Below are 15416 nucleotides of genomic sequence, written 5' to 3'. Positions count from 1 at the left end.
TCAACCGCCGATTTGCGTCGTATTGGCGAGGCATGGCGGACAAGGTTCGAAACGACGCGGTCGAGGCGCTGGCTGGCCTGCTCTTCGACGGCATGACGATCATGGCGGGCGGCTTCGGCCTCTGCGGCATCCCGGAGAATCTCATCGCGGCGATCCGCGCGGCGGGGGACGAAGGACCTGACGGTCATCTCCAACAACTGCGGGGTCGACGACTTCGGGCTCGGCGTGCTGCTGGCCGGCGGCCAGATCCGCAAGATGGTCAGCTCCTACGTCGGCGAGAACAAGCTGTTCGCCGAGCTGTACCTGTCCGGCAAGCTCGAGCTGGAATTCAACCCGCAGGGCACCCTGGCCGAGCGCATCCGCGCCGGCGGCGCCGGCATCCCGGCCTTCTTCACCAAGACCGGCGTCGGCACCCTGGTGGCCGAGGGCAAGGAAGTGCGCGAGTTCGACGGCGAGCTGTACGTCATGGAGCGGGGCCTGACTGCGGACCTCTCGATCGTGAAGGCCTGGAAGGCCGACCGCGAGGGCAACCTCGTGTTCCGCAAGACCGCCCGCAACTTCAATCCGATGATGGCCACGGCCGGCAAGGTGACGGTCGTCGAGGTCGAGGAGCTGGTGGAGATCGGCTCCATCGACCCGGACCAGATCCACACGCCCGGCGTCTATGTCGACCGCATCGTCCAGGGCACGTTCGAGAAGCGCATCGAACAGCTCACCGTCCGCAAGCGCGAGGAAGCTTAAGGCATGGCCTGGACCCGCGACCAGATCGCCGCCCGCGCGGCGCAGGAGCTGCGCGACGGCTTCTACGTGAACCTCGGCATCGGCATTCCGACGCTGACCGCCAACTACATTCCCGCCGGCATGTCGGTGACCCTGCAGTCGGAGAACGGCATGCTGGGCATGGGGCCGTTCCCGTTCGAGGGGGAGGCCGACCCCGACCTGATCAACGCCGGCAAGCAGACGATCACCGAGCTGCCCAGCTCGTCCTACTTCAGCTCGGCCGACAGCTTCGCGATGATCCGCGGCGGCCACATCGACCTCTCCATCCTGGGCGCGATGCAGGTGGCGAAGAACGGCGACCTCGCCAACTGGATGGTGCCGGGCAAGATGGTGAAGGGCATGGGCGGGGCCATGGACCTGGTGGCCGGCGTCAAGCGCGTGGTCGTGGTCATGGAGCACGTCGAGAAGTCGGGCGCGCCGAAGCTGGTGAACGCCTGCTCGCTGCCGCTGACCGGCGCCGGCGTGGTCGACCTGGTCATCACCGACCTGGCGGTCTTCGACGTCAGCCGGGGCAAGGCGCCGCTCACCCTGCTCGAGCTCGCCCCCGACGTGACGTTGGACGAGGTGAAGGCCAAGACCGAGGCCGACTTCGAGGTGGCGCTGCAGACCGTCTAGGCGGCCGCATCCGGCCGGGGCCCTCGCGCGTAGATGCGAGGTGACCCCGCTGTCCCGGAATGGCATGCTCTAGGCCCATGAGACACCGCACCCTGCTGGCCGCGGCCGCCGCGGCCCTCCTGATCGCGCCGGCGGCCGCCGGCGCGGCCGGCGCCAAGACCGCCGTCTTCGCCGGCGGCTGCTTCTGGTCGGTCGAGAAGTTCTTCGAGGCGAGGGCCGGCGTTGTCAGCGCCGTCTCCGGTTATGCGGGCGGAACCTCGCGCAACCCCACCTACGAGAACCACGAAGGCCACATGGAGGTGGTCCGCGTCACCTACGACCCGGCCAAGGTTTCGTACGCGGAGCTCGTGGACCACTTCTTCCGCAACATCGACCCGACCGATCCGAACGGCCAGATCTGCGACAAGGGCCCGGCCTATCGCACGGCCGTCTTCGTCTCGACGCCCGAGGAGCGGAGGATCGCCGAACAGGCCAAGTCGCGGGTGGCGGGAGAGCTGAAGGCCAAGGTGGCGACCCAGGTGCGCAACGCCGCGCCGTTCTGGATGGCCGAGGGCTACCACCAGGACTTCGCCAAGAAGAACCCGGCCCAGTACGAGCGCTACCGTATCGGCTGCGGCCGCGATCCGTGGCTCAGGAAGATCTGGGGCGCCCGGTAGCCGGGTCGCGCGGCTTGGGCGCGAAGCCTTCGCCCACGAACATCTCGATCCGACGTTTGCGCTTGGCGTCGAGCCAGATGCTCGCGATCTCCAGCCCGGAGGCGCGCCGGAAGTCGCCCTCCATCTCGGCGCGGTAGGCGCCTTCCATCGAGACGGCCAGGACGCGCTGCCCCTCGGCCGGCGAGAGCGCCGCGCTGGCCTCGGCCTGGTTCTCGGGGCCCCCGTGAGCAGCCAACTGCGCAGGGGCGGGAGGCCGGGCAGGTCGTCGCGGCCGTAGTAGCTCATGGCGTAGAACAGGAAGCGGTTGTTCACCGCGATGGCCGAGAGCCCGGGTTCGAGGCTCGCGCGGTCCAGAACGACGTCGGTGGTCTCCGCCCAGCCCTTCGCCCGCTTGAAGCTGTTGCCGATGCCCGACTGCTCGGCGAGGCGGGGCGAGATCAGGAAAGCGAAGAAGGCCGCGGCCACGATCGCCTGCGTCGCCAGGGCCCCGATCAGCCAGCCTCCCGCCTTTCGACTGCCGGCCCGCCACCGGACCAGCCAGGCGCCCACCAGGATCGCGCCCGTCAGATAGCCCGCGCCCGACCAGTTGGCGTTGGCGCGGCTGATGAACGCCTGACCGGTGACGATCAGCAGCGGCGGGAGGGTGAAGCAGAGCAGCAGCAGGTCCGCCGCCGACAGCCTGCGCCGCACCGCCGCCAGCGCCAGCCCCGCGATCAGCACGCCCATGGGGATCGGACCGAAGACGCCGAACTGCGACAGCGCGAACTCGCCCAGCTCTGCGAAGTTGAACAGCTGCCGCCCGCCCCAGGCCGCGTTCGCCGCCGTGTGATGCAGGGTCGCGAAGCCGTGCGTGGCGTTCCAGATCACGTTGGGCGCGACGATCGCCGCGAAGGCGAGCGCCGCCAGGGCCGCCCGGGCGGGGGTCCAGGCCGCCCGCGCCTCGGCGGAGACCGCCAGGTGCGCCGCCAATCCGACCAGGAAGTAGACCGCGGCGTACTTGGAGAGGAACGCCAGGCCCAGGGCGGCGCCCACTGCCGCCGCGAAGCCCAGCGCCCGCCGACCCTCCGCCCCCTGCAGGCAGACATAGGCCAGGATCGTCAGCCCCAGGAAGAACAGCAGCGGAGCGTCGGTCGCCGCGACCAGCGACGAGAGCTGCACGCCGGGCATCAGCGCGTAGAGCGCCGCGCCCGCGAGCGCCGCGGCGCCCCCGTACAGCCTGCGCCCGATGGCGAACACCGCCAGCGTCGCGCCGGCCTGGAACAGCACCGCCGAGGCCCGAACCCAGGGCTCCGCATCGCCGCCGAACGCGGTGGTGGCCCAGATCGCCCAGGCGATCATCGGCGGCTTTGAATAGTAGCCGAAGTCGAGCGTGCGCGACCAAAGCCAATACTGGGCCTCGTCCGGATAGAGCTCCAGGGGGCTGGTGAACAGCACCACGAGGCGCACGAGGGTGAGGGCGGCGACCAGCAGGATCGCCGCGCGCCAGTTGTCTCCGGGCTGGGCGGCCCCCGTCCGCGCATTCCCGGCTTGGGCGTCCCTCTTTCGGGCGTTTTTCGGCCGGATTCGGGGGCGTCGCTCATGGGGCTCCTTCGGGGCGAGCGGACCCTACTCACCGCCCGCGCGGTGTAAAGCAACGGCGCCGCGTTTCGACGCATCTGCGCGGTCCGTCCGTGACCGTAACAAAAGCGTCACCCACGCGGCGAAATTTAGCGCTATAGGGGCGCGCAAGACTCGCAGCGGCCGGAAAGGGGCGTCCGCTGTCGGAAGTCTATCGGATGAGGGGATACCTTAATGAGAATGATCAATCGGCTCGCGTGCGGCGCGGCGCTGACGGTCCTCGCCTCGGCCGCCTCGACGGCGGTGTACGCGCAGGCCACCACCGGCGCGGTCCGCGGCCAGATCACGAGCGAGTCGGGCGCCCCGGTGGCGAACGCGACCGTCACCGTGACCCATGTGCCCACCGGTTCGGTGTCGACGTCGGTCACCGGCGAGGACGGCTTCTTCTCGGTGCGCGGCCTGCGCCCGGGCGGCCCATACCGGGTGAGCGCCTCCGCCGCTGACTTCGAAGCCGCCAGCGCCAATGTGGCCGCCATCGGCATCGGCGAACCCGCCACGGTCGATGTGGTCCTGTTCTCGGCTGGCAACCAGGTCGCCGAGCTGGTCGTCACCGCCGCCGCCGCCGCCAAGAGCCAGGGCGGTCCGGCTTCGAACTTCACCGCCCGCGACATCGAGGCCCTGCCGTCGATCAGCCGCGACCTGAAGGACGTCGCCCGGATCGACCCGTTCGCCACGATCGATCCGACCAACCAGGACGCGCTGTCGTTCGCGGGGACCAACACCCGCTTCAACCAGCTGACCGTCGACGGCGTGCGCCAGAACGACGACTTCGGCCTGAACAACAACGGCTACCCGACCCAGCGCTCGCCGATCTCGCTCGACGCCGTCGCCGCCGTGAACGTGTCGGTCGCGCCGTACAGCGTCATCAACAACGGCTTCGTCGGCGGCCAGATCAACGCCGTGACCAAGTCGGGCGGCAACCGGTTCTCCGGCACCGCCTTCTACGAGTACACCGACGACACCCTGCGCGGTGACAGCCTCGAAGGCGTGAAGATCAACCGCGCGTTCGAAGAGAAAACCTACGGCGCCACCCTCGGCGGCCCGATCCTGCGCGATCGCCTGTTCTTCTTCGGCTCGTACGAGAAGTTCGAAGGCGTGCTCGGCTTCGACGAAGGTCCGGCCGACTCCGGCGCCTCGACGATCATCCCGCGCATCACCCGCGCCACCGTCGACCAGGTCCGCGCCGACACCCAGCGCATCTACGGCTACGATCCGGGCGGCGCGGTCATCGGCGCCTTCCCGGTCGAGGACGAGAAGTGGCTCGGCAAGATCGACTGGAACATCACCGACAATCACCGCGCGTCGTTCACGTACCAGAACACCAAGGGCAACTCGTTCAACGGGTCGGTGTCCGACACCTTCGCCCAGGGCAACAGCACGACCCAGCCGGCCATCGGCCTGGAATCGCGCCAGTATGTGAAGAATGAAGAGCTCACCGCCTACACGGTGCAGGTGAACTCCGACTGGACCGAGAACTTCTCGACCGAGTTCCGCTATTCGTCGAAGGAGACGGACACCACCCAGATCCCGCTGAACGGCCTGTCCGTCGGTGAGATCATCGTCCGCGGCAACGACCTTCCCGGCCTGCAGGCCGGCGGTGGCACGCCGGAAATCCGCTTCGGCGCCGACATCAACCGCCACGACAACTATCTGAACGTGAAGCTCGAGACGATCGAGGCCATCGGCCGCTATCGCCTGGGCGTTCATGAGCTGCTGTTCGGCTTCCGCACCGAGAAGGACGACATCTACAACGTCTTCGTCGCCCGCTCGCTCGGCTCCTATACGTTCAACAGCTACGCTGACTTCCTGGCCCGCCGGGCCGGCGCGTTCTCGCTGACCGGCGGCATCGACCCCAGCTCCGGCACGGTCCCGGCCACGCTGGGCACCGCCCGGGCCGGCGCCGCCGACTTCGGCTTCCGCCTCTCCAGCCTCTACGCTGAAGACCGGATCCAGATCCTCGACAACCTCGACGTCACGGCTGGCGTCCGCTTCGACTGGTACTCGACGGATGACGCGCCGATCCTGAACACGGCCTTCGTGTCGCGTCAGGGCTTCGCCAACACCAAGAGCGTCGACGGCGAGTCCGTGGTTCTGCCCCGCGTCTCGTTCAACTACGAGCCGATGGATCGCCTGAACATCCGCGGCGGCTTCGGCCGCTTCTCGGCGACGGGCCTGAACGTCTGGATCTCGAACTCCTTCTCGAACACCGGCGTCAGCCAGACCAACGCCGTCTGCCCGGCGGCTCCGTTCACCAACGTGAGCCTCACCCAGGCCCCGGCCGGCTGTACGTTCACGCCGCGCGGCGGTGACGTGAACGCCCTGTCGCCGGGCTTCCAGATCCCGACGACCTGGAAGGCCAACCTGTCGATCGGCTACGAGTTCGACCTCACCCCCTGGGGCGTGGGCGACGGCTGGCTGGTGCAGGTCGACTATCTGAAGGCGATCAACGAGAACGCCCTCTACTGGTCGGATGCGCGCGCGCGGGTGATCGGTCTCGCGCCGGACGGTCGTCCGGTGTACGGCCCGACCACCACGGGCGACCTGACCGGCAACCAGGCCGACTTCCTGCTCCGCAACATCGACAAGGGCGGCTCGGACTCGGTGGCCATCAGTCTGGCGAAGGATTGGCGTGACGGCCTCTTCGACGGCCTCGGCTTCAACTACAGCTACACCTACACCGACGCCGAAGATGCCAACCCGATGACCAGCTCGATCGCCTCGTCGAGCTTCACGCGCTTCGCCAGCCAGGATCCGCTGAATCCGCCGGCGGCGACTTCGGACTACGAAGTCCGTCACCGTCACGCGCTCAATGTGTTTTATGCGAAGAAGTTCTTCGGCGACAACGAGACCAAGCTGACGGTCTTCGCCCAGCACCGCTCGGGCCTGCCCTTCAGCTACACCTTCGCCAACAGCCGCACCGGCAACTTCGACAACGACTTCGGCTACTACACCTCGAGCTACTCGGGTCGTCAGGCCACGTCGAACGCGCTGCTCTACGTGCCGACGGCGAACGACGCTCGCGTGGTCTACGCTCCGGGCTTCGACCAGGCGCGCTTCCAGACCTTCCTGGAAAACTCGGGCCTTTCGAAGTACGCCGGCAAGATCGCGCCGCGTAACGGCTTCCGTCAGGCGGACGTCACCACCATCGACCTGCGCCTCAGCCAGGAACTGCCGGCTTTCTTCCCGAACGGGGCGAAGCTCGAGGTCTTCATGGACGTCGAGAACCTCGGCAACCTGCTGAACGACGACTGGGGCGTGCTCGAGCAGTACGACTTCTCGCGAATGGTCCCGGTCGTGAACGTCAGCTGCGTCAGCCCCGCTGGCGCCGCGGCGGGCTGCGCCACGCCGAACGCCCGGTACCTGATCTCGGGCACCGGCGCGAACGGCGCCTTCGTCGAGCCGGTCAAGGCCTTCCGCCGCGACCAGTCGCTCTGGCAGATCAAGTTCGGCGCGAAGTACAAGTTCTAAGCCGAACTGAGAGACGTAAGAGTTGGAAGGGCGGCTGCGGCGACGCAGCCGCCCTTTCTCTTTTGTCGCGGATGCTTGACGCAGGGGGCGCGGGGGGCCATCTGCGCCCGGCTTCGAGACTAGAGGGGCCAGATGAGCTTCACCGTTCCCGCCGAATGGGCGCCGCACAAGGCCATGTGGCTTGGCTTCCCGAGCCATGCGGATCTGTGGGAGGCCGACCTCGACGAGGCCCAGGCCGAGGTGGCCGCGCTTGCCCGCGCCCTGGCCGGCCCCGGCGGCGAGCGCGTGCGCCTGATGACGGGCCATCCGGATGGCGAGGCCGCGGCTCGTCGCCTGCTCGGCGACGTGGCCAATATCGAGATCGTGCCGGGCCGTTTCGGCGACATCTGGCTGCGCGACACCGGCCCGATCTTCGCCGGCGGCAAGGCGCAGGGCTTCCGGTTCAACGGCTGGGGCGGCAAGTACAGCCTGGAGCACGACGACACCGTCGCCGCCCAGATCGCCGAAGCCTCCGGCGCAGAGCTGGCGCCGCACGACTTCATCCTGGAAGGCGGCGCGGTCGACCACGACGGTTTCGGCACCGTGCTGACCACCGGCCAATGCCTGCTGAACGCCAACCGCAATCCCGGCTGGGATGACGCCAAGGCCGAGGCGGCGCTGGCGGGGTCGCTGGGCGCGAAGAAGGTCATCTGGCTGGGCGATGGCCTGCTCAACGACCACACCGACGGTCACGTCGACAACCTGGCCCGCTTCGTCGCGCCGGGCGTCATCGCCGTGCCCGTGGCCTGGGGCCGGGGCGATCCGAACGCCGCGGCGTACGACGACGCCGCGCGCCGGCTGGCGCACCAGACCGACGCCCGCGGCGAGGCGCTCAAGGTGGTCCGCATCCCGTCGCCCGGCTTCGTCGAGGGCGATGACGGCCCGATCCCGGCCAGCCACATGAACTTCCTCATCGCCAACCAGGCGGTGATCGTGCCGATCTACGAGGAGCGGCCCGGCGAACTGGCCGTCCAGGCGCTGGAGCAGATCTTCCCCGATCGCAAGGTCATTGGCCTGCCCTCGATCGCCATCCTCACGGGCGGCGGCTCGTTCCACTGCATCACCCAACAGGAGCCCGCCGCCTGATGACGCGCACGCTGAAGGTCGCCGCCATCCAGACCTCGTACGGCGAGGACATGGCGGCCAACATCGACAAGACCAAGGGCTTCATCGGCGCCGCGGCCGCACAGGGCGCGCAGGTGATCCTGCCGTCCGAGCTGTTCCAGGGGCCGTACTTCTGCGTCGCCCAGGAGGAACGCTGGTTCTCGACCGCCTACCCGTGGCGCGAGCACCCCGCCGTGACCGAGCTCCAGCCGCTAGCCAAGGAGCTGGGCGTTGTCATCCCCGTCTCGATCTACGAGCGCGAGGGGCCGCACTACTTCAACAGCCTGGTGATGATCGACGCCGACGGCGCGCTGATGGGCGTCTACCGCAAGAGCCACATCCCCGACGGCCCCGGCTACATGGAGAAGTACTACTTCCGGCCGGGCGACACCGGCTTCAAGGTCTGGGACACCCGGTTCGGCCGCATCGGCGTCGGCATCTGCTGGGACCAGTGGTACCCGGAGTGCGCGCGGGCCATGACGCTGATGGGCGCCGAGATCCTGCTGTATCCCACCGCCATCGGCTCCGAACCGCACGACCCGACCCTGGACACCGCCGCGCCCTGGCGCCGGGCCATGCAGGGGCACGCGGTCTCGAACGTGATCCCGGTGGTGGGCGCGAACCGCACCGGCTTCGAGCCCTGGGCGGGCTACCCGAACGGTGGCCAGCAGTTCTACGGCTCCAGCTTCATCGCCGACCATCGCGGCGACCTGGTCTCGGCGCTCGGCCGTGAGGACGAGGGGATCGTCCAGGCCGAGTTCGACCTGGATTTCCTGCAGACCCACCGCGCCGCCTGGGGGTTCTTCCGCGATCGCCGGACGGACCTTTACGGCGCGCTGGTGGGGCAGCGGCCGGCCTAGACCCCGCAGCCGCTCGCCGGCGGCGCCGACGTCAGTTCGCGCTTCAGCGCCGCCAGGTCGGCGTTGAACGCCGGCTCGGCGTGCAGCCGCGCGACCATCCCCGCCGCCAGCACCCGGCCGGCCTCCACGTCCGACGGATAGTGCACGCCGCAGACCACCCGACTGTCGCCGGATTCTTGGCCCAGCTTCAGCAGGGCGTCGGCCTTGTCCGGCGCGGCCTCGGTGAGGATCAGCGCCCAGGCCCAGGCGACCATCGAATGACCCGACGGATACGAGGCGTTGGTCGCCAGCCAGGGCTCCCGCGGCACGCAGATCGGCTTGTCGTTGCCCAACGCCGGGCGCTTGCGGTCGAAGTGGTTCTTGGCCGGCGTGCCCAGGGTGCGGACGTCCAGCTCGATCTTGTGCAGCAGCTTCCAGGCGACGGGCGTCTGGGTGGCGTTCACCTCCCGGCCCATGGCGCACGAGAACCGCTTCAGCGCCCCGCCCTGCCACAGGTCGTTGTCCTGCTGCGCCAGCTTCCACCGCGCGGAGCCCTCCAGGCTGCGGGTGGCGTCGTAGTTCGCGCGGTCGGCGATGTCGTAGGCCGAGCCGGCCGGGGGCGGACCCGGCAGGATGTCCTTGCCGCTCATGGCGCTCGCCGTCAGATAGCCCGTGGTCTGGCCGCCCGGAGCCGCCTGGTGCGCGGCGCGCGGCGGGGCGGCGTCCTCGGCGGGGGTGGCAGCGCAGGACGCAAGGGCGGCGGCCGCGCAGGCGGTCATCAGGATGCGGATCAAGTTCGGGTCTTCCTCTAGGCGCGCAGCACGGTCTTGCCGTTCTTGATGACCGTGACGCCGCGCTCCTTAACCCGGGCTTCGAACGAGATCACCTTTCCATCGCGCCATAGATCCACGGTGATCGTGTCGCCGGGAAACACCGGCGCGGAAAACCGCACCTGATGGCTTTCGATCACGGACGGATCCCACCCGGTGATCTCCTGCAGCACCGCGCGGCAGGTGATGCCGTAGGTGCACAGCCCATGCAGGATCGGCCGGTCGAAGCCCGCCGCCTTGGCGATGTCCGGGTCCGAGTGCAGCGGGTTGCGGTCGCCGTTCAGCCGGTAGAGCAGCGCCTGGTCCGGCGTGGTTGCGAAGTCCACCGAGATGTCGGGCGCGCGGTCCGGCACGACATGCGGCTCGGGCGCGCCGTCCGATGGCCCGCCAAAACCGCCGTCGCCGCGGGCGAACGTCGAGCCGGTCAGCGTGGCGACCTTTTCGCCCTTGTCGTCGGTCCAGGTCGTCTCGTTGATGATCACCGCGCCCTTGCCGGCGCCCTTGTCATAGGCCCCCACCACCCGCATTTCGGCGGTGAAGCTCCCGTACTCCGGCAGCGGCTTGTGCAGTTCCACCTTCTGCTCGCCGTGCACGACCATCAGGTAGTTGATCTCGCTCTGCCGCCAGCCTTCGCGGGGTTCGCTCGTCTGGGTGCGCTGGGCCCGTCCAACGCCCGCCGAGGACAGCACCGTGGCCGCCGTCGGCACCACCTTCAGCCCCTTTTCGTAGACGAACGGCAGCTCGTCGCGGTTCAGCGGATCGGCGCCCAGTCCGATGCCCAGGGCGTACAGCATCACGTCCTTGTCGCCGTAGCTGAAGGTCCAGGTCGTGGGCGGGTTTTCCAGGATGTCCGGATAGTAGATCGGCACGGGCGCGCTCCCCTTCTTCGTTGCGGCGATTGAAAGGCCTTCCCCGCGCCCGAGGCAAGGACCGCATGGGGACCACCGGCCGCATTTGCCGCTCCTTGCCGGATCGGCTAGAAGCGGCCCCTTCGCGCAAGGCGGGCCGGGAGGGCCTCGTCGGCGCGCCTTGAGAGATCCGAAGGTTTTCGATGTCCGAACCGACCCAACTGCCCGCAGGCGGCGAGCTGACCGGCAGCGTCCTGTTCTATAGCAAGCCCGAACCGCTGGCCCGCGAGCTGCACGGCAAGCTCGGCGTCAAGCGCATGGACGGCCCGTTCAAGTTCGCCAAGGCCGGCCACGCCATCCCGCTGACGGTGGGCGAGTTCCCGCTGGCGGCCGTCACCGGCCCGATCATCTTCGTCGGCGAAGAGAAGCTGCCGATCGCGGTCATGGGCCTGAACGCCAATGAGAACATGTTCGTGCAGGAGAACGGCCTGTTCGAGCCGGGCGTCTACATCCCCGCCTACGTTCGCCGCTATCCCTTCGTCTTCGCCAACGACACGGCCAACAACCAGATGGTCCTGTGCGTCGACCGCAACGCCGAGTTCATCGTGGAAGGCGGCGACCTGCCGTTCTTCGACGAGAAGGGCGAACCGACCCAGTACACCCAGCAGTGCATCGAGTTCTGCAACAACTTCGAGATCGAGCGTCAGCGCACGATGAGCTTCGTGCAGCTGCTGAAGGACCTCGACCTGTTCGAGACCAAGACCGCGCAGTTCACGCCGACCAACCCGGACGGATCGCCGGCCGAGCCGCAGAAGATCGCGGAGTACTTCGGCGTCTCGGAAGAGAAGCTGAACAAGCTGCCGACCGAGAAGCTGGTCGAGCTGCGCGACAACGGGGCGCTGGGCCAGATCTACGCCCACCTGCTGTCGCTGGTCGGCTGGGATCGCCTGATCGCCGTCGCCATGGCCCGTCAGGCCCAGCAGCAGCCGGTCGCGGCGAACGCCTAAGAACCTCGTCCCTCCTGTTCAGGGGAGGGACGCCCGAGAAGCGGGCAGGGTGGGGAAAGCCGCCGCGGCTTCATTCCCCGGCCTGCTCCGGCTTCGCCGGATCGCCCTCCCCGTGAAGGGGAGGGCTTTTCTTTACCGGCTGAACACGCTCCGCGTCAGGCACGAGAAGACCAGGCGCCCGGCTTCGTCCAGCAGGTCGTGCTGGGCGATGACGATGCCCTTGCCTTCGCCCACGGGGTCCTTGGCCATGATCGTCATCCGCCCACGCAGCAACTCGCCGGCCGGCGGGTTGCGCATCCAGCGCAGGGCGTCGACGCCCAGCCGCTTGGTCTGCGGCCACTCCGTCCCGGCCACGGCGTCCAGCTTGGCCCAAAGCGCATAGAGCATGGCGTCGGGCGCGCCGCGTTCGGTGTCCCACCCGGGGGTGAAGGATCCGCAGAAGGCGCTCAGCGCCGCCGGGTCGACCGCGCAGGCCCCCAGCGATACGACCTGTCCGATCTCGATGTCGTCGAAGCTGGCGGGCACGCGCACTCCTATGGGTCAGGCGGATTCTCCCGCCAGAATGGACAACGCCGGAAGCCCAAGTCGAGCCCCGCTTTGCGGGCGAGACATCCGCAGGCCATATAGCCGCCGTACTTGTCGAGGTTGATCGTTCAGAGGAGTGGCGATGCGGTTCCTGGCGGGCCTGCTTTCGGCCCTGGTAGCGACGATGGCGATCGCGGGCGCGGCTAAGGCGGCGCCCGTCAACACCGGCCATCTCATCGCCGAACTCGCGCCTGAGGCCCGCGGCGTCGCGCCGGGCCAGACGATCCACGTCGCCCTCGTCCAGAAGATCCAGGACGGCTGGCACACCTACTGGCGCAATCCGGGCGACAGCGGGGAGCCCACCTCCATCGCCTGGGAGCTGCCGGCCGGCTGGACCGCCGGCGAGTTCGTCTGGCCCGCGCCGCACCGGCTGCCGGTCGGGCCGCTGGTCAACTACGGCTACGAGGGCCAGGTGGTCCTGCCCGTTCCGCTCACCGCCCCGGCCACCGCCAGGCCGGGCGAGACCCTCACGCTCAAGGCGAAGGCCACCTTCCTGGTCTGCGCCGAGATCTGCATTCCAGAGAGCGCCGACCTGACGCTTGACCTGCCGGTCGTCGCCGCGCCGGCGCCGGCCGATCCGCGTTGGGGGCCGACGATCCGCCAGGCGCTCGCCGAGACCCCGAAGCCGGCGGGCCTATCGGCCGCCTTCTCGGGTGATGCGTCCGGCCTGAAACTGGCCGTCACCGGCGCCGCCGTGGCGGGCGCCGACCTGGCCGACGCCTACTTCTTCCCCTTCTCGGGTACGGCCATAGACCACGCCAAGCCTCAGCCCATCGAACGTGGCCCGGAGGGTCTCACCCTGACCTTGCCGCCCGGCGTCGACTTCCAGGCCGGCGAGGGGCCGGCCGAGATCGCGGGCGTCCTGACCTTCGGCGACAAGGCCTATGAGCTCACCGCCGCGCGCGGCCCGGCGCCTGCCGGGGCGGCCGGTCTGGGCCCGCCCCCCGCCAGATCCGCATCCGGCGGCGTCGGCGGCGTCGGCATGGGGCTCCTCGGCGCGGCGGTCTTCGCCCTGCTGGGCGGCCTGATCCTCAACCTGATGCCGTGCGTCTTCCCGGTGCTGGCCATGAAGGCCGCCTCGCTCGCCAAGCACGGCGGCTCGGGCGAGGCGCGGCGCGAGGGCCTGGCCTTCGGGGCCGGCGTCGTCGTCACCTTCCTGGCCCTGGCCGGCCTGCTGATCGCCCTGAAAGCCGCCGGCTCCGAGATCGGCTGGGGCTTCCAGCTGCAGTCGCCGCCGGTGGTGGCCTTCCTCGCCCTGCTGATGCTGGCGGTGGCCCTCAACCTCTCCGGCGTCTTCGAGGTGGCCGGCTCGCTGCAGAACGTCGGCTCGGGCCTGGCGGGCCGCGGCGGGATCGCGGGAGCCTTCTTCACCGGCGCGCTCGCCGTCGTCGTCGCCGCGCCCTGCACCGCCCCGTTCATGGGCCCCGCGCTCGGCTGGGCGCTGACCCAGCCGGCAGTCTCGGCCCTGGTGGTCTTCCTGGCGCTGGCCGCCGGCTTCGCCCTGCCGTTCGTGGCTGTGGCCTTCGCCCCGCGCCTGCTGGCCCGCCTGCCGAAGCCGGGCCCCTGGATGGACGCCTTCCGCAAGGCGCTGGCCTTCCCGATGTACGCCGCGGCCGCCTGGCTCGCCTGGGTGCTGACCCAGCAGGCCGGAGCCGACGGCCTCGCCCGGCTGTTCGCCGCCGCGGTCGTCCTCGCGGTGGCCGCCTGGCTGGCCGGCATCGCCCAGCGCCGCGCCGTCATCGGTCGTCGGCCGCTGCCCCAGGGCCTGGCCGCAGCGGTCCTCGCCGTCCTCGCCGTCGCCGCCGTCGTCGGGCCCCGCTACACGGAGGCGCAGGCCGCGTCGGCCGAGCCGGGCGTCCAGGGCGCCTCGGCGGAGCACGAACTCTACAGCCCCGAACGCCTCGCCGCCCTCCGGGCCGAGGGCCGGCCGGTGTTCGTCAACTACACCGCGGCCTGGTGCGTGAGCTGCCAGGTGAACGAGCGGGTGGCGCTGTCCACCAGGGGCGTGGCCGAGGCCATGGCCCGCAACAATGTCGCGTACCTCAAGGCCGACTGGACCAAGAAGGACGCGTCGATCGCCGCCGAGCTCGCCCGCTTCGGCAGGGCCGGCGTGCCGCTCTACCTCCTCTACGGCGCCGGCCAGGCCGAGCCGCGCATCCTCCCCGCCCTGCTCACCGAAGGCGCCGTGGTGAAAGCCCTCGACGCCGCGGCCAAACCAAGCTGACCCCGAAACCAGGAGCCTTCCCCATGATGTTCCGGACTTTCGCCATCGCCGCCGTCGCCGCCGCTGTCGCGGCTCCGGCCTTCGCCGCCCCCGTGGTCGGCCAGCCAGCCCCGGCCTTCGAGGTCAAGGACGCCGACGGCAAGACCCGCTCGCTCGCCGAGTTCAAGGGCAAGACCGTCGTCCTCGAATGGACCAACGAGGGCTGCCCCTATGTGAAGAAGCACTATGACTCCGGCGCCATGCAGGGGCTGCAGAAGCAGGCCGTGAAGGACGGCGCGGTGTGGCTGACGGTGATCTCGTCCGCGCCGGGCATGCAGGGCCACAAGGATCCCGCGGGGGCCAAGGCCTGGAAGGCCAAGGCGAACGCCGGCTCGACCGCCGTTCTGCTGGATCCGGATGGCCAGGTGGGCCGCGCCTACGACGCCAAGACCACCCCGCACATGTACATCGTCGATAAGGGCGGCAAGCTCGTCTACATGGGCGGCATCGACGACAAGCCCTCCGCCGATCCGGCCACCCTCAAGGGCGCGAAGAACTACGTCTCCGCCGCCCTGGCCGACGTGAAGGCCGGCCGCCCGGTCGCCCAGGCCGCAACCAAGCCCTACGGCTGCAGCGTTAAGTACGGCTCGGCCGACTAGGCCGGGCTGCTCTCCGCTCCGCAACGGGCGGAAGCACGACTATAACCATGTCTGTCATCCCGGGCGGCCGCGTGGCAGATCCGGGACCCAGGGCGGTGCGCACGGCTCCTGGGTTCGGGCTCTGCCGTCCGCTTGCCGGACGTTCGGCCAGGATAACGACGAGATG

Annotated in this window: 11 protein-coding genes and 2 pseudogenes; 9 read left to right on the top strand and 4 right to left on the bottom strand. The window is 69.5% G+C overall.

Annotated elements, in window-relative coordinates:
* Window positions 1–32: 32 nt before the first annotated feature.
* The 3 genes and pseudogenes from LRS10_RS04630 (at window position 33) to msrA (ending at window position 2051) form a co-directional block, all read left to right on the top strand.
* Window positions 33–741 (top strand): annotated as a pseudogene (locus tag LRS10_RS04630) (CoA transferase subunit A).
* Window positions 742–744: 3 nt separating this feature from the next.
* A complete protein-coding gene (locus LRS10_RS04625; RefSeq protein WP_257836226.1) occupies window positions 745–1395 on the top strand; it encodes a 3-oxoacid CoA-transferase subunit B in 651 nt (216 codons plus the stop codon).
* Between the two features lie 77 nt (window positions 1396–1472).
* Window positions 1473–2051, top strand: coding sequence for a peptide-methionine (S)-S-oxide reductase MsrA (gene msrA, locus LRS10_RS04620; protein WP_257836225.1), 579 nt, complete (start codon window positions 1473–1475; stop codon window positions 2049–2051).
* 918 nt (window positions 2052–2969) lie between these two features.
* Here msrA and LRS10_RS24335 read toward each other — a convergent pair.
* A pseudogene (locus tag LRS10_RS24335) lies at window positions 2970–3389 on the bottom strand (glycosyltransferase family 39 protein); the annotation flags it as partial.
* A 453-nt stretch (window positions 3390–3842) separates the two neighbouring features.
* On the opposite strand from LRS10_RS24335, the gene LRS10_RS04610 reads away from it, so the two are divergent.
* The 3 genes from LRS10_RS04610 (at window position 3843) to aguB (ending at window position 9139) form a co-directional block, all read left to right on the top strand.
* On the top strand, window positions 3843–7136 hold the full coding sequence (locus LRS10_RS04610; RefSeq protein ID WP_257836224.1) for a TonB-dependent receptor: 3294 nt from the start codon (window positions 3843–3845) through the stop codon (window positions 7134–7136).
* 132 nt (window positions 7137–7268) lie between these two features.
* A complete protein-coding gene (locus LRS10_RS04605; protein ID WP_257836223.1) occupies window positions 7269–8261 on the top strand; it encodes an agmatine deiminase family protein in 993 nt (330 codons plus the stop codon).
* The gene (gene aguB, locus LRS10_RS04600; RefSeq protein ID WP_257836222.1) at window positions 8261–9139 is read left to right on the top strand and encodes an N-carbamoylputrescine amidase; all 879 of its coding nucleotides are present in this window, start codon (window positions 8261–8263) and stop codon (window positions 9137–9139) included. Before LRS10_RS04605 ends, aguB begins: the two co-directional genes overlap by 1 nt.
* Here the strand turns inward: aguB and LRS10_RS04595 are convergent.
* Together LRS10_RS04595 and LRS10_RS04590 are read right to left on the bottom strand one after the other, a co-directional pair.
* A complete protein-coding gene (locus tag LRS10_RS04595) occupies window positions 9136–9912 on the bottom strand; it encodes a phosphatase PAP2 family protein (protein ID WP_257836221.1) in 777 nt (258 codons plus the stop codon). The genes aguB and LRS10_RS04595 overlap by 4 nt on opposite strands.
* Window positions 9913–9926: 14 nt before the next feature.
* A complete protein-coding gene (locus LRS10_RS04590) occupies window positions 9927–10817 on the bottom strand; it encodes a MaoC/PaaZ C-terminal domain-containing protein (RefSeq protein WP_257836220.1) in 891 nt (296 codons plus the stop codon).
* Between the two features lie 182 nt (window positions 10818–10999).
* On the opposite strand from LRS10_RS04590, the gene LRS10_RS04585 reads away from it, so the two are divergent.
* A complete protein-coding gene (locus tag LRS10_RS04585; protein ID WP_257836219.1) occupies window positions 11000–11803 on the top strand; it encodes a SapC family protein in 804 nt (267 codons plus the stop codon).
* Window positions 11804–11935: 132 nt separating this feature from the next.
* Here the strand turns inward: LRS10_RS04585 and LRS10_RS04580 are convergent, their stop codons facing one another.
* On the bottom strand, window positions 11936–12328 hold the full coding sequence (locus LRS10_RS04580; protein ID WP_257836218.1) for an acyl dehydratase: 393 nt from the start codon (window positions 12326–12328) through the stop codon (window positions 11936–11938).
* 142 nt (window positions 12329–12470) lie between these two features.
* On the opposite strand from LRS10_RS04580, the gene LRS10_RS04575 reads away from it, so the two are divergent.
* Window positions 12471–14612, top strand: a complete 2142-nt coding sequence (locus LRS10_RS04575) for a protein-disulfide reductase DsbD (protein WP_257836217.1) — start codon at window positions 12471–12473, stop codon at window positions 14610–14612.
* 23 nt (window positions 14613–14635) lie between these two features.
* Window positions 14636–15250: a thioredoxin family protein gene (locus LRS10_RS04570; RefSeq protein ID WP_257836216.1), complete on the top strand. Its 615-nt coding sequence runs from the start codon at window positions 14636–14638 to the stop codon at window positions 15248–15250.
* Window positions 15251–15416: the final 166 nt, after the last annotated feature.

The organism is Phenylobacterium sp. J426 (genome assembly GCF_024699945.1).
In the GTDB taxonomy this organism is placed as follows: Bacteria; Pseudomonadota; Alphaproteobacteria; order Caulobacterales; family Caulobacteraceae; genus Phenylobacterium.
The sequence above is the reverse complement of the archived record's forward strand: the minus strand, read 5'-3'. Positions and strand labels throughout refer to the sequence as shown.